The organism is Streptomyces sp. NPDC046349, from assembly GCF_055587885.1.
In genome coordinates this window covers 44,863-58,215 of the sequence record NZ_JBVJFK010000006.1, presented here as the reverse complement: position 1 = coordinate 58,215, position 13,353 = coordinate 44,863, and the positions used below count along the sequence as shown (strand labels likewise).

At 73.0% G+C, this 13,353-nt stretch carries 13 protein-coding genes; 6 read left to right on the top strand and 7 right to left on the bottom strand.

Annotated elements, in window-relative coordinates; genetic code table 11:
* The first annotated feature begins 21 nt into the window (after positions 1–21).
* Complete coding sequence (locus tag ACZ6JS_RS15615) at positions 22–1,665, top strand: DNA repair helicase XPB (RefSeq protein ID WP_469298220.1); 1,644 nt, start codon at positions 22–24, stop codon at positions 1,663–1,665.
* Here the strand turns inward: ACZ6JS_RS15615 and ACZ6JS_RS15610 are convergent.
* On the bottom strand, positions 1,631–2,425 hold the full coding sequence (locus tag ACZ6JS_RS15610; protein ID WP_469298219.1) for a glycosyltransferase family 87 protein: 795 nt from the start codon (positions 2,423–2,425) through the stop codon (positions 1,631–1,633). The two genes, ACZ6JS_RS15615 and ACZ6JS_RS15610, sit on opposite strands and share 35 nt — an antisense overlap.
* A 220-nt stretch (positions 2,426–2,645) precedes the next feature.
* Between ACZ6JS_RS15610 and ACZ6JS_RS15605 the strand changes: the two genes are divergently transcribed.
* Positions 2,646–3,875, top strand: coding sequence for a serine hydrolase domain-containing protein (locus ACZ6JS_RS15605; RefSeq protein WP_469298769.1), 1,230 nt, complete (start codon positions 2,646–2,648; stop codon positions 3,873–3,875).
* 85 nt (positions 3,876–3,960) lie between these two features.
* Here ACZ6JS_RS15605 and ACZ6JS_RS15600 read toward each other — a convergent pair whose 3' ends face one another.
* Positions 3,961–4,146 (bottom strand): hypothetical protein, encoded by a 186-nt coding sequence (locus tag ACZ6JS_RS15600; protein ID WP_030662445.1) that lies wholly within the window; start codon positions 4,144–4,146, stop codon positions 3,961–3,963.
* Between the two features lie 309 nt (positions 4,147–4,455).
* Here ACZ6JS_RS15600 and ACZ6JS_RS15595 point away from each other — a divergent pair, with 309 nt between their 5' ends.
* Positions 4,456–6,537: a HelD family protein gene (locus ACZ6JS_RS15595; protein WP_469298217.1), complete on the top strand. Its 2,082-nt coding sequence runs from the start codon at positions 4,456–4,458 to the stop codon at positions 6,535–6,537.
* A 198-nt stretch (positions 6,538–6,735) separates the two neighbouring features.
* Here the strand turns inward: ACZ6JS_RS15595 and ACZ6JS_RS15590 are convergent, their stop codons facing one another.
* Positions 6,736–7,443, bottom strand: coding sequence for a copper homeostasis protein CutC (locus ACZ6JS_RS15590; RefSeq protein WP_469298215.1), 708 nt, complete (start codon positions 7,441–7,443; stop codon positions 6,736–6,738).
* A gap of 149 nt (positions 7,444–7,592) precedes the next feature.
* Between ACZ6JS_RS15590 and ACZ6JS_RS15585 the strand changes: the two genes are divergently transcribed.
* Both ACZ6JS_RS15585 and ACZ6JS_RS15580 read left to right on the top strand, forming a co-directional pair.
* Positions 7,593–8,267 carry an HD domain-containing protein gene (locus tag ACZ6JS_RS15585; RefSeq protein WP_469298213.1) on the top strand — a complete coding sequence of 225 codons (675 nt, stop codon included), beginning with the start codon at positions 7,593–7,595 and terminating at the stop codon, positions 8,265–8,267.
* A 74-nt stretch (positions 8,268–8,341) separates the two neighbouring features.
* A complete protein-coding gene (locus ACZ6JS_RS15580) occupies positions 8,342–9,559 on the top strand; it encodes a Cmx/CmrA family chloramphenicol efflux MFS transporter (RefSeq protein WP_469298767.1) in 1,218 nt (405 codons plus the stop codon).
* A gap of 8 nt (positions 9,560–9,567) precedes the next feature.
* Here ACZ6JS_RS15580 and ACZ6JS_RS15575 read toward each other — a convergent pair whose 3' ends face one another.
* Together ACZ6JS_RS15575 and ACZ6JS_RS15570 are read right to left on the bottom strand one after the other, a co-directional pair.
* Entirely contained in the window at positions 9,568–9,717 is a 150-nt protein-coding gene (locus ACZ6JS_RS15575; RefSeq protein WP_469298805.1) for a hypothetical protein, read from the bottom strand.
* Positions 9,718–9,958: 241 nt separating this feature from the next.
* The gene (locus ACZ6JS_RS15570) at positions 9,959–10,852 is read right to left on the bottom strand and encodes a helix-turn-helix domain-containing protein (protein WP_469298211.1); all 894 of its coding nucleotides are present in this window, start codon (positions 10,850–10,852) and stop codon (positions 9,959–9,961) included.
* Between the two features lie 383 nt (positions 10,853–11,235).
* Here ACZ6JS_RS15570 and ACZ6JS_RS15565 point away from each other — a divergent pair, with 383 nt between their 5' ends.
* Positions 11,236–12,495 (top strand): serine hydrolase domain-containing protein, encoded by a 1,260-nt coding sequence (locus tag ACZ6JS_RS15565; protein WP_469298209.1) that lies wholly within the window; start codon positions 11,236–11,238, stop codon positions 12,493–12,495.
* A gap of 114 nt (positions 12,496–12,609) precedes the next feature.
* Here the strand turns inward: ACZ6JS_RS15565 and ACZ6JS_RS15560 are convergent, their stop codons facing one another.
* Together ACZ6JS_RS15560 and ACZ6JS_RS15555 are read right to left on the bottom strand one after the other, a co-directional pair.
* The gene (locus ACZ6JS_RS15560) at positions 12,610–12,879 is read right to left on the bottom strand and encodes a DUF4031 domain-containing protein (protein ID WP_469298207.1); all 270 of its coding nucleotides are present in this window, start codon (positions 12,877–12,879) and stop codon (positions 12,610–12,612) included.
* 7 nt (positions 12,880–12,886) lie between these two features.
* A complete protein-coding gene (locus ACZ6JS_RS15555) occupies positions 12,887–13,261 on the bottom strand; it encodes a hypothetical protein (RefSeq protein ID WP_469298206.1) in 375 nt (124 codons plus the stop codon).
* Positions 13,262–13,353 lie beyond the last annotated feature (92 nt).

Here is a 13,353-nt window from a genome sequence, read left to right as displayed (position 1 = left end):
GAGTGAAACGGGGCGCCGCGCGTGAATGGTCCACTTATCGTCCAGAGCGACAAGACCCTCCTGCTCGAGGTCGACCACGAGCTCGCCGGAGCCGCGCGCCGCGCCATCGCTCCGTTCGCCGAGCTGGAGCGGGCGCCCGAGCACATCCACACCTACCGGATCACCCCGCTCGGGCTGTGGAACGCCCGGGCCGCCGGACACGACGCCGAGCAGGTCGTCGACGCGCTCGTGGAGTACTCCCGCTACCCCGTGCCGCACGCGCTGCTCGTCGACGTCGCCGAGACCATGGCCCGCTACGGCCGCCTCACCCTCTCCAAGCACCCCGTGCACGGCCTGGTGCTGACCAGCACCGACCGGCCGGTGCTGGAGGAGATCCTGCGGTCGAAGAAGATCACCCCGCTGGTCGGGGCGCGGCTCGACCCCGACACGGTGGCCGTGCACCCGTCCGAGCGCGGGCAGATCAAGCAGACGCTGCTCAAGCTGGGCTGGCCGGCCGAGGACCTCGCCGGCTACGTCGACGGCGAGGCGCACCCCATCGACCTCGCCGAGGACGGCTGGGCGCTGCGCCCGTACCAGCAGCAGGCCGTCGAGGGCTTCTGGCACGGCGGCTCCGGTGTGGTCGTACTGCCCTGCGGCGCCGGGAAGACGCTGGTCGGCGCGGGCGCGATGGCGAAGGCGAAGGCGACCACGCTGATCCTGGTCACGAACACCGTCTCGGCCCGCCAGTGGAAGCACGAGCTGGTCAAGCGGACCTCGTTGACGGAGGAGGAGATCGGCGAGTACTCCGGTACCCGCAAGGAGATCCGGCCGGTCACGATCGCCACGTACCAGGTCCTGACGACGAAGCGGAAGGGTGTCTACCCGCACCTGGAGCTCTTCGACTCCCGGGACTGGGGCCTGATCGTCTACGACGAGGTGCACCTGCTGCCCGCGCCGGTCTTCAAGTTCACGGCCGACCTCCAGGCGCGGCGCCGGCTCGGCCTGACCGCGACGCTGGTGCGCGAGGACGGGCGCGAGTCGGATGTCTTCTCGCTGATCGGGCCGAAGCGGTTCGACGCACCGTGGAAGGAGATCGAGGCGCAGGGCTACATCGCACCCGCCGACTGCGTGGAGGTCCGGGTCAACCTGACCGAGTCCGAGCGCCTGGCGTACGCGACCGCCGAGACGGAGGAGAAGTACCGCTTCTGCGCGACGACGGCGACGAAGCGGAAGGTCACCGAGGCGCTGGTCCGCAAGCACCGGGGGGAGCAGACCCTCGTCATCGGGCAGTACATCGACCAGCTCGACGAGCTCGGCGAGCACCTGGACGCCCCCGTCATCAAGGGCGAGACGTCCAACGCGCAGCGCGAGAAGCTCTTCGGCGCCTTCCGCGAGGGCGAGATCAGCGTGCTGGTCGTCTCGAAGGTGGCGAACTTCTCCATCGACCTGCCGGAGGCCACGGTCGCCATCCAGGTGTCGGGCACCTTCGGTTCGCGGCAGGAGGAGGCACAGCGCCTGGGCCGCGTCCTGCGCCCGAAGGCCGACGGCCACGAGGCGCGGTTCTACTCGGTCGTCGCACGCGACACGATCGACCAGGACTTCGCCGCGCACCGCCAGCGGTTCCTCGCCGAGCAGGGGTACGCCTACCGGATCATGGACGCCGACGAGCTGCTGGCGAACGACTGACCGACCGGCCGACGCGGGCGGCGCGGGCGGCGCGGGCGGCGCGGGCCCTCGCGACGAGCACGGTGAGCAGCGGGACGCTCCAGACCCACAGGCCGGGTCCGTCCGGTACGAGGGCGCGGCCGGCGGCGCCCAGGTGGCGGGACCAGAACGCGGCGGACTCCTCCGGCAGGACCAGCCGCCCGAGCAGGGCGGTGCCGGCCAGGGCGGCCAGCGCCGTCAGCCCGGCGCGCACCCGGCGGGTGGCCAGCAGGTACGGGACGAGGACCGCCGGGGTCAGGGTGATCCCGGCGGCGATGCCCAGCGCGAAGCCCTTGCCGAGCGCGGCACCGGGGCGGCCGAGGTCCCACACGGCCAGGCAGGCGAGGGCGAGGTTGATCTGGCCCGGGAGCGGTGCCTGGAACAGCGGCTCCAGCCACAGCCCGGCGATGGTGGCGGCCAGGACGGGCCCGGTCCTGGCCGGCAGTCCCGCGAGGCGGCAGGACAGGGCGATCAGCAGGGCGAGCAGTCCGGCGTTGCCGAGGACGAGCACGGCCTTCAACAACCCGGGCGGCAGCCAGGCGGCGGGCGCGAACAGGATCGCCGCGAACGGCGGATAGCCGGCGGGCGGGCGCCACTCGGCTGCCGAGAAGCCCTCGACGAGGTCATCGGCCATCGGGACGCGCAGGGCGATGCAGAGCACACCCAGCACGAGCAGCGAGCCCGTCGGCAGCACGCCGGCGAGGGACGACGGCGAGCGGCTTGGGGCGGGGCTCAAGGTCACGCGCGTGACCCTAGTGGATCTATGCATCCACTCACAGCTCATTGCAACACTCACCGAGGCCACCCATTGCGTTCAGCACCATATTCATTGCAACACAGGCCCAAACTCCCTCTAAATCGCGGGACACATGCCGCGCAACATTCGTTGCACATTTTGTGAATGCAATGTAGCTTCGGAGTTGTTCAGCAGTTCTCGAACACCGATCACGGGGAGAATCATGATGGGCAGGAGCAACGGCGGCTTCTCCGGAGCAGGGCTGCGCAAGGTGCGCGACGTGCTGGCACGGCACGTCGACTCGGGGAGGATCCCCGGAGTGGTCGCCCTGATCGGCCACGGCGAGGAGACGCACGTCGAGGCGGTCGGGACGATGCGCCACGACGGCGGCGCGCCGATGAGCCGGGACACGATCTTCCGGATGGCGTCGACATCGAAGCCGGTCACCATGGCGGCGTCGATGGCCCTGCTCGACGACTGCGCGCTGCGGCTGGACGACCCGGTTGACCGGTGGCTGCCCGAACTCGCCGCCCGTCAGGTGCTCAAGCGGATCGACGGCCCCGTGGACGACACCGAGCCCGCACGGCGCCCGATCACCGTACGGGACCTGCTGACCTCCACGTTCGGCCTCGGCATCGACCTGACGGCGCTGGGCTCCCCGATCATGAACGCCATCTTCGAGGGGGGCGTCTTCAGTCAGGGCGCCGTGCCGCTGCCCGATCAGGACGAGTGGATGCGCCGCCTCGGCGCGCTGCCGCTGATGCGCCAGCCCGGCGAGCACTGGCAGTACCACCTCAGCCACGACGTCCTCGGCGTGCTCGTCTCACGCGTCACGGGCAAGCCGTTCGAGGCCTTCCTGCGCGAGCGCGTCCTCGACCCGCTCGGGATGGAGGACACCGCCTTCCACGTGCCCGCCGACAAGATCGACCGACTGCCGCCCAGCTACGCCCCCAACCCGCAGACCGGGGAGTTCACCGTCTGGGACGAAGCCAAGAGCGGGCAGTACAGCGCGCCTCCCGCGTTCCAGGCGGGAGGCGGCGGGCTGGTCTCCACCGTGGACGACTACCACGCCTACTTCCGGATGCTGCTGAACCACGGAACGCACGCGGGGCAGCGGATCCTGTCCCGGCCCGCCGTCGAGCTGATGACCACCAACCGGCTCACCCCCGAGCAGGAGGCCGCCCGGTCGGCCCTGGCCCGCGGCGCCGTCCACGTGTCGTTCGGCCAGGGGCAGCAGGGCGGCTGGGGCTTCGGGATGGCGGTGCGCACCTACCGCGGCGACTACGCGCCCGTCGGCCAGTTCGGCTGGGACGGCGGAACCGGCACCTCGGCGTACGCCGACCCGGAGAACGGGCTCACGGGCGTCCTGCTCACGCAGGTCGGACTGACCACTGCGGCTCCGGCGCAGCTCATCCACGACTTCTGGACCACGGTCTACCAGGCGATCGACGCCTGACCGAGAACCGGGACCGAGAGCCGGGACCGGGGCGACGGCCAGGCTCCGGGCCCAGGAGACCCGGTGCGGGACGCGGGACGGCGCCTCAGCGGCGTATGACGCCCGCGTCCTCGGCGTACTCGCCCAGCACGACGACGCTCACGGCGGCCGCCGCGAAGACCTTCGCGGCGTGCAGCATGCTGCCGAGGCGGTGGCGGGGCGTGGAGTCGGAGATGGCGGTGGCGCCGCTCGGGCGGCCGCCCTGAATGGGGGTGAAGGTTGCGGTGCTCATGAATCCATGGTGCTCCGCCGCCGCCGGATCCACATCGCTCCGGAGGCGCAATCCCAAGGCCCCCGGCCTCCTCCTCCCGTCGCATGCCACCCCCTGACGGACCGACCGAGGTCTGACACTCCCGAGTACGACACCCGTACGGAGGTCCCGGCCGCGGCGGACCTCCGGCCCGGCGAATTCGTTCGCGCGGTCCCGCCGCGCTGGCTAGAATCTCCGCTCTTGCCGCCTCCCACCGCCCCATCGGGGAGAGCCGCCCACCGGCCGGAAACCGGGGGCTTGTGTTCCGTACCAGCAGCTGGAGGCATTCCCGTGCCCGCGCACGCCCCCGAGACCACCCCCGACCACGCGACCCCGCCCGCCGACCCGCTGGGCCGCGAACGGGCCCATCTCACCGCCTCGCGTGCCGCCCTGCGCGCCATGCGCGCGGACGTCGAGGCCCTCGACATCCGCGACGTCACCGCGAACTGGGTCAACGCGATCGTGCTCCAGGCCCAGATCGACGAGCGCATCAAGGCCCTCGCCGATCTCGCCCACACGCCGCTCTTCTTCGGACGCCTCGACTACCTCCACGCCCCCGGCGCAGACCTCGCCGAAGGGGCGGAGGGCGAGCAGTTCTACATCGGCCGCCGCCACGTCCACGACGCCGACGGCGACCCGATGGTCATCGACTGGCGCGCGCCGGTCTCCCAGCCGTTCTACCGGGCCTCCAAGAAGGACCCGCAGGACATCGCCCTGCGCCGCCGCTTCGGCTACACCGGCGGCGAGCTCACCGCGTACGAGGACGAGCACCTGTCCGACCCGGCCGAGGCGGCCGCCGTCAGCAAGCTCCTCCAGCAGGAGATCGAACGCCCGCGCGTCGGGCCCATGCGGGACATCGTGGCCACGATCCAGCCGGAGCAGGACGAAATCGTCCGCTCGGGCCTGTCCGGCTCCGTCTGTGTGCAGGGAGGCCCCGGCACCGGGAAGACGGCCGTCGGCCTGCACCGCGTCGCGTACCTGCTGTACGCGCACCGCGAGCGCCTCGCCCGCACCGGCACCCTCGTCATCGGGCCGAACCGCTCCTTCCTCCACTACATCGAGCAGGTCCTCCCGGCACTGGGCGAGCTGGAGGTCAAGCAGGCCACCGTCGACGACCTGGTCGCCCGCGAGGGCCTGGAGGTCCGCAGCACCGACCCCGCCGAGACCGCCGTCGTCAAGGGCGACGCCCGCATGGCGGAGGTGCTGCGCCGCGCGGTCCGCTCGCACGTCGGCCGCCCCTCGGAGCCCCTGGTGGTGGTCCGCGGCTCACGCCGCTGGCGCGTGCCGGCGTACGAACTCCAGGAGATGGCCGAGGAACTGCAGAACCGCGACATCCGCTACGGCGCCGCCCGTGAGGCCCTCCCCCAGCGCATCGCGCACGCCGTCCTCGTCCGCATGGAACAGGCGGGCGAGGCACCGGACGACCGCGTCCAGGACGCGGTGGCCCGCAACGCGGCCGTGAAGGCCGCGGTCAAGGAGGTCTGGCCGCTCGTCGAACCGGCGAAGCTGGTCCTGCGCCTGCTCTCCGACCCCGACTTCCTCGCCGAGCACGCGCAGGACGTCCTGACGGCGGACGAGCAGAAGCTCCTGCTGTGGCCCAAGCCGTTCCGGAGCGTGAAGTCGGCGAAGTGGTCGGCTGCGGACCTGGTCCTCATCGACGAGGCCTCCGACCTGGTGGAACGCACCCCCTCGCTCGGCCACGTCGTCCTCGACGAGGCGCAGGACCTCTCCCCCATGCAGTACCGGGCGGTGGGACGGCGCTGCACGACCGGCTCGGTGACGGTCCTGGGCGACCTCGCGCAGGGCACCACTGCCTGGGCCACGCGCAGCTGGGACGAGGCGCTGGCGCACCTGGGCAAGCCGCAGGCGGTCCTGGAGGAGCTGACGGCGGGCTTCCGCGTACCGCGCGAGGTGATCGCCTACGCCTCCCGCCTGCTGCCGTCGATCTCCCCGGGCCTGGCCCCGGTCTCCTCGGTCCGCGAGACGCCGGGTTCCCTGCGGATCGCCCGGGTCGCGGACCTCGACGAGGCCGTGGTGGAGGCGTGCCGCGACTCCCTGGCCCACGAGGGCTCGATCGGCCTGATCGCCGCGGACGCCCGGATCCCCGCCCTGTCCGAGGCCCTGCTCGCGGCGGGCCTGCCGTACCTGTCCCCCGGCGAGGAGACGACCGCGCAGTCCCGGCTGACGCTCGTCCCGGCGTCGCTGGCGAAGGGCCTGGAGTACGACTACGTGGTTCTGGACGAGCCGGCGGCGATCGTCGACGGCGAACCGGACGAGCGGACCGGCCTGCGCCGCCTGTACGTCTGCCTCACCCGAGCCGTCTCGGGCCTGACGGCCCTCCACTCGGCCCCGCTCCCCCAGGCCCTGGCCTGACCCGGCGGACCGGCCCGCCGGGGGGCGGGAGCGGGGTGTTGTCCGGGAGGCAGGACGCGATGCGTCGGCGCGGCAGGAGCCTCCGCGGGCCGGACCGCCCGGGGCGTTACGAATTCATGAGTCCCGGCCGGCACCCGCCAAAAAACGGCACCGGCCACGGCCCCGCCCCGGCACCGGCCCCGTTCCCCGCCCCGCGCCTCAGACGCCGGCGGACCCGGACCCGTCCAGCACGGCCCGCCACTCGGCGACGGCCGCCTCCGACACGGGGTGGTGCCAGCCCGCAGGACGTGCGGCGCCGCCGATGTGGAAGGCGTCGATCCCGCCCGCCCGCAGCACCGGCAGGTGCGCGAGCGTCAGCCCGCCGCCGACGAGGATCCGCGGCGCGTACCCCGGCTCGCCGCCCCGCGCCGCCTCCGCGAGCAGCACCGGCAGCCCCTCCTCGACCCCGGCCGCCGCCCCCGCGGTCAGGTACGTGTCCAGGCCCGGCAGGTCGGCCAGCGCCTTGCGCAGCTGGTAGCGGTCGGCCGCACGGTCGATCGCCCGGTGGAAGGTCCACGCGCAGCCGTCCAGCTCCGCGACGACCGCCTCGACGGCGGCCAGGTCGGGGCTGCCGTCCGCGTTCAGGAAGCCGAGGACGAACTCCCGCGCGCCCTCCGCCCGCAGCTCCCGCGCCGTCGCCGCCAGGACGGAGACGTCGCCCGCGGCGAAGCCGTCCGCCTTGCGGATCATGACGCGCAGCGGGATGTCCACCGCCGCCCGGATCGCCGCGAACGTCTCGCGCGCCGGGGTGAGGCCGTCGGCGGCCATGTCGGTGACCAGCTCGAGGCGGTCCGCCCCACCTGCCTGGGCCGCGACCGCGTCCTCCACGTCGAGGGCGATCACCTCCAGGAGCGCACGGTTGCTCATTCGATCCCATCCTTCTGAAGAACGCTCGGGAGAGCGGGAGCTCGGGGAGCCCGCGCAGAAGCCCCCGAAAGAGGTCTAGTCCAATATTCAGGGTACGGGCCTTCGGCCGCGCTCCACCAGCACAATCACGCCACCCCCACAATGTGCGCATGGACATAGGCATCCCGAGCACCGACACCACGGATCTCCGCGCCCGCTGGCGGGCCACCGTCGCCGAGGCCGGGGCTTCCGCCGACCGCGATCCCGCCCCCTACGCCGACCGCCTCCTCACCGCCTGGGCCGAGCCGCAGCGCCGCTACCACACCACCGCGCACCTGGCCGACGTACTGGCCCGGATCGACGTACTGGCGCCGTACGCCGCCGACCCCGCCGCCGTCCGGCTCGCCGCCTGGTTCCACGACGCCGTCTACCGCCCCGACCGTTCCGAGAACGAGGAACGCAGCGCCGCCCTGGCCGAGCGCGCCCTGGCCGAGCTGGGCATCGACGCCGCGCGCACTGCCGAGGTCGCCCGCCTGGTCCGGCTCACCGTCACCCACGACCCCGCCCCCGGCGACACCGACGGCGAGGTGCTCTGCGACGCCGACCTGGCCGTCCTGGCCGGCACCCCGCAGGAGTACGCCGCCTACGCCGCCGCCGTCCGCGACGAGTACGGCTTCGTCCCCGAGGAGGCCTTCCGTACCGGCCGCGCCGCCGTGCTGCGCCAGCTCCTCGACCTGCCGCGGCTGTTCCGCACGCCCCACGGCGCGGCGTGCTGGGAGGCCCCGGCCCGCGCGAACCTGGCGGCCGAGCTGGCCACCCTGACGACACAGCCGTCACGGGAATGACACGCCGGGGGGGAATTCGACCGCGTTCACGCGGGTTGGTGACAGTCATGCCCGCAGCTGCCGCCCGCCCCCGCATGCCCATCGCCGTCTACGTCCTGGGACTGTCCGTCTTCGCGCTCGGCACCAGCGAATTCATGCTGTCCGGACTGCTGCCGCCGATCGCCGCCGACATGGGCGTCACCATCCCGCGGGCGGGCCTGCTCATATCAGCCTTCGCGATCGGCATGGTCGTCGGCGCCCCCCTGCTGGCCGTGGCCACCCTGCGCCTGCCCCGCCGCACCACCCTCATCGCCCTGATCAGTCTCTTCGGTCTCGGGCAGGTCGCGGGCGCACTGGCCCCCTCCTACGAGCTCCTCTTCGCCTCCCGCGTGGTCGCGGCCCTGGCCTGCGCCGGCTTCTGGGCCGTCGGCGCGGCCGTCGCCATCGCCATGGTCGACAAGGACCAGCGGGCCCGCGCCATGGCCGTGATGATCGGCGGCCTGTCCATCGCCAACGTCCTCGGTGTCCCGGCCGGCGCGTTCCTCGGCGAGCACCTGGGCTGGCGCTCCGCGTTCTGGTCGGTCGGCGCGGCCTCCGCGGTCGCCCTCGCCGGCATCCTGGCGCTGATCCCCCGTATCCCGCTGCCCACCGAGAAGCCCGCGCTCCGACGCGAGCTGCGCATCTACGGCGACCGGCAGGTGTGGCTCGCCGTCGGCATCACCGCGCTGGGCGCGGGCGGTGTCTTCTGCGCCTTCAGCTACCTCTCGCCGCTGCTCACGGACGTGGCGGGGCTGGACTCGCAGTGGGTGCCGTGGATCCTCGGCCTCTTCGGGATCGGCGCGCTGGTCGGCACGACCATCGGCGGGCGGGTCGCCGACGCGCACCTCTTCGGCGTGATGATCTGGGGCATCACCGCCTCCACCGTCTTCCTGGCCGCCCTCGCCCTGCTGGCGTCGGCCGCGGCCGCCGCGATCGCGCTGTCCTTCCTGCTGGGCGTCTCGGCCTTCTTCACCGCGCCGGCACTCAACGCACGCATGTTCAACGTCGCCGGCGTCGCCCCGACCCTGGCCGGGGCGACCACCACGGCCGCGTTCAACCTGGGCAACACCGGCGGCCCCTGGCTGGGCGGCACCGTCATCGACGCCGGCCTGGGCTTCTCCGCGACCGCCTGGGCAGGTGGCGCCATGACGGTGACCGCGATCGCCCTCGCGGTCCTGGCCCGGCGCCTGGACCGCCGCACGCCGCCGCGCGCGACCCGCGTGGTCGCCGGGAGCAGCACCCCCGCCCCCGCCGAGGCCCCCGCCCACACCTGACGGCGCCGCTACCCGTCGCCGAAGACCGCGTCGCCGCAGGGCGCGGTCACGGCCCGCCTGAGCCAGCGGCCCAGGCGGCCCAGGATCTCGACGTCGCCACAGCCGGTGATCCGCTCGCGTACGGCCTCGGAGACATCGATGCCCCGTTCCGCGAGCACGGCCAGGACGTCGCGATGAACGACGTGGGTGGGGCGAAGTCGACGCCGAGCACCTCCGACACCCGGGAGAAGAGCTCCGGGTGTTCCTGGAAGATGCGGTGCATCGCCTCGTGGGGCGAGCTGACCATCGGGGTTCCTGTGGGAGTGACGGGCGGGAAAGTGCTTTTGGCATATTTCGCGACTGGGTCTTGCCGCGAGCGTAGGCAGCCGTGCCGTGCGGGACGGCCGGTTGGGCGGTGGTTCACCCCGAGGGGTGAACCCCGGGCGGTCCGGTCAGGCAGGTGCGGCAGCGGCCGGGTTCGGCCGCGCGGAAGGCGTGGTCGCAGGCGTCGCAGTTGCGGAGCGGATGTCTGACGACATCGGGTGCTGCCGGGGCCCTGAACGGCGGCACGGGCGGGAGCTGGGCGGCCAGGCGGTGGGCCAGGAGGGCGGCCGGGCGGTGCAGGGGCTCCGGCGGCAGGTTGGCCGTCAGAGCGTGGTGCACGGCGCTCGGCGGCAGGTCGCGCTCCAGCCAGGCCGCGACTCCGGGGGCGAGGTGCTCGACGTCCGTGGCCGAGAGCAGGAGGCGGGGATCCCCGCGACGGAGGCCGGCGAGGACCTCGATGGCGGACCGCAGGAGGTCGGGGGCCGGGTACGCGGGCCGCGGCACGGCGGGGAGGGCGCGGCGGGGCGGCTCGCCCTCCCGGGGAGCGGGGCGCCGCGCCCTCGGCTTCGGCTCCGGCCCGTCCGTGCCACCTGACCGGCCGGGCTGGTTGCAGGAGACCGTGCGGGTGACGACGCGGCCGCTGCCGGTGCGTTCGCAGGTGCGGCGCAGATAGCCGTGGGCCTCCAGTTCGCGCAGGGCCGCGGCGATCCGCGTCTTCCCCTCGGGGAACCGGGCCGCGAGGGTCCTGATGTCGACGGGCGCACCGCCGGGCAGGGACTGGATGTGGACGGCCAGGCCGATGGCCAGCAGCGACAGCTCGGCGTGCTGGGCAAGGTGGTTGCCGATCACCGTGAAGCGGCTGGTGTGGCGGGAGTTGTCGTGGATGACGCCGCCGGAGCGGGTGGTCGCGCGGGTGCCCCGGGAAGGGTGGTTTTCCCCGCCGTTACGGGACTGGACGTGCGGGCGCGCGCTAGTGTTCTGGGTATCCATCGGGAAGGTGCTTCTTCCTCGGTGGTCAGGCCCCCGACTGGGATTGCAGTCCCGGCGGGGGCCGACGCATGTCAGCGATGTGCTCTGTCGCGCTGAGCGTAGATCAGGCAACCCGCCCCGAAGCCAGTCAAGTTGGCCTTTTTCACTCAAGTGAGTGAGTGTGCGCCACGGGCGGGAGGGGTGGGGCTTGGTGGGGTCCTTTCCCCTCGTGTCTTGAGTCCTGGGACCGTCCCCGCCACCGGCGCCCCACCGCACGGGCTCCGGTCCCGGTCGCCCTGCGGACCCCGGTCCGGGTCGCCCCTGCGGACCCCGGTTCCTACGATGGGAAGGTCGGCTCGGGGATCAGGTGAACGCTCGGGGACGTGCATCAGAGGTGATCCTCCATGGGCCGGTACCGCACGCCCACCGTCCTCGCGGCGGCCTCCCTGCTGCTGACCGCACTGTGCGCGGGCCAGGCTCCCGCCGCCGCCCCGCCCGGCCGGGTCGGCATCGACGACGTGATCGCCGAGAAGCTCGACGACGCGATCACCGCGGCCATGCGCGAGGCCGACATTCCCGGTGTGGGCGTCGGCCTGTGGATCGACGGCGATGAGGCCTACGTCCGCTCCTTCGGCACCTCCGACAAGGCCACCGGCGTCCCCGTCAAGACCGACATGCACACCCGCATCGGCAGCGTCACCAAGACCTTCGCCATCACCGGCGTCCTCCAACTCGTCGACGACGGGAAGGTACGGCTCGACGCGCCGATCTCGACCTACCTCGACGGGGTGCCCGGCGGCGAGAGGATCACCGTCCGGCAGCTCGCCGAGATGCGCAGCGGCCTCTACAACTACACCGAGGACCCGCGCTGGACGGCCGCCTTCAAGGCCGACCCGTACCGCTCCTGGACCCCGCAGCAGCTGCTGGACATCGCCTTCCGGCACCCCGCCGACTTCCCGCCGGGCGCACGCTGGGAGTACTCCAACACCAACACCGTCCTGCTCGGCCTGCTCGTCGAGAAGGTCAGCGGCCGGCCCCTGCACGCCTATCTGGAACAGGAGGTCTTCGAACCGGCCGACCTGGACGCGACCTCGCTGCCGACGGGCGCGGAGATCACCGGCCCGTACGTGCACGGCTACACGAACTTCACCCCCGACGGCAGCACCGTCGACGCCTCCCGCTGGAACCCGTCCTGGGGCTGGGCGGCCGGCGCGATGATCTCCACCATCGACGACCTGCGCGCCTGGGTCCCGACCCTGGTCAGCGGACGGCTGCCGGACGGCGACCGCATGCTGGAGCCCGGCACCCAGGCACAGCGGCTGCGCATGCTGCCCACCGGGCACGCCGGGGTGCGCTACGGGCTCGGCATCGCCGACATCGCCGGCTGGATCGGCCACAACGGCGAGCTGCCCGGCTACGAGACCATTGCCGTCCGCCTCCCGCAGGACCGGGCGACCATGGTGATCGTCGTGAACTCCGACATCGACGGGAAGTTCGGCAGCCTGAGCAGCCTCATCGCCAACACGGTCACCGAGATCGTGACGCCCGAGCACGTCTGGGAGCTGCCGGCAGCGGCCCAGCCCAACCCGGTCCCGCAGCCGTCCACCCCGTCCACGCCGTCCACGCCGCCGGCCCCGGCCCCGAAGCCCGCCCCGAGCAGCTGAGCGCCGTTCGGTCCGGTCGTTCGGGCCGCGTCACGGCGCGCTACGCGGTCACCGACAACGCGGCGAGGCGCCGCGGCTGTCGTCGTGCGCCCGCCGGGGATCACGGGAGCGCCCTCAGGCAGCCGGGCGCCCCTTCGGGCGGCGCAGGCCGGCCGCGGTGATGCGCCGGACGAGTTCCTTGCTGCCGATCTCGACGGCGCCCGCGCCGACCGCGTCGGCGTAGCGGTGCGAGGGCACGTCGTAGTGGTCCCGCTCGAAGGCCCGCGGTGGACAGCCGATGCCCGCCGCGAAAGCGTGCAGCTCCTCGTACGAGACGTCGCTGACCAGGTGGGACCACATGCGGCCGTGGCCCGGCCAGGTCGGCGGGTCGATGTAGACGGTCACCGGCGGTTCACCGCACGCCGAGCACGGGGCCGAGGCCGCCGACCGCGGCCACTCTCACGCCCGCCTCCGAGCACACCCATTGCGGGTCGGGTCCGAGCTCCGGCTCCACGTCCAGAGCGTGCGGGTCACCGTGGGTGCAGACCGGGCACAGCGGCCAGCGCCCGTACTTCTCCAGCAGTGAGTCCTGTACGTCCTGGGCGACGAGCCCCGGCAGGTAGTCGGCGCCCTCCGGCCACTGCTCCACCCACCACCGGCGGTGCGTGACCGAGTCCTCGACGAGGGAGACGACATCGGCATCGGCGACCTCACCGGCGGCGAGATCGGCGAGCACGAGTGCGCGGGCGACATGCAGCGCCTGTTCCAGGGGGGTCGTATGGTCCATGGGGCCATTGTGGACCTGCCGGGTGCGGGTGAAGAAGACGCGCCTGCCGTGGGCCCAATGGCGGATTGACCGCCACTCCCCCTGAAAATAGC

Coding starts and splice junctions, on each gene's coding strand:
- ACZ6JS_RS15605 (WP_469298769.1), top strand. CDS start 2,646: ATGGGCAGGAGCAACGGCGGCTTCTCCGGAGCAGGGCTGCGCAAGGTG.
- ACZ6JS_RS15600 (WP_030662445.1), bottom strand. CDS start 4,146: ATGAGCACCGCAACCTTCACCCCCATTCAGGGCGGCCGCCCGAGCGGC.
- ACZ6JS_RS15590 (WP_469298215.1), bottom strand. CDS start 7,443: ATGAGCAACCGTGCGCTCCTGGAGGTGATCGCCCTCGACGTGGAGGAC.
- ACZ6JS_RS15585 (WP_469298213.1), top strand. CDS start 7,593: ATGGACATAGGCATCCCGAGCACCGACACCACGGATCTCCGCGCCCGC.
- ACZ6JS_RS15580 (WP_469298767.1), top strand. CDS start 8,342: ATGCCCATCGCCGTCTACGTCCTGGGACTGTCCGTCTTCGCGCTCGGC.
- ACZ6JS_RS15570 (WP_469298211.1), bottom strand. CDS start 10,852: ATGGATACCCAGAACACTAGCGCGCGCCCGCACGTCCAGTCCCGTAAC.
- ACZ6JS_RS15565 (WP_469298209.1), top strand. CDS start 11,236: ATGGGCCGGTACCGCACGCCCACCGTCCTCGCGGCGGCCTCCCTGCTG.
- ACZ6JS_RS15555 (WP_469298206.1), bottom strand. CDS start 13,261: ATGGACCATACGACCCCCCTGGAACAGGCGCTGCATGTCGCCCGCGCA.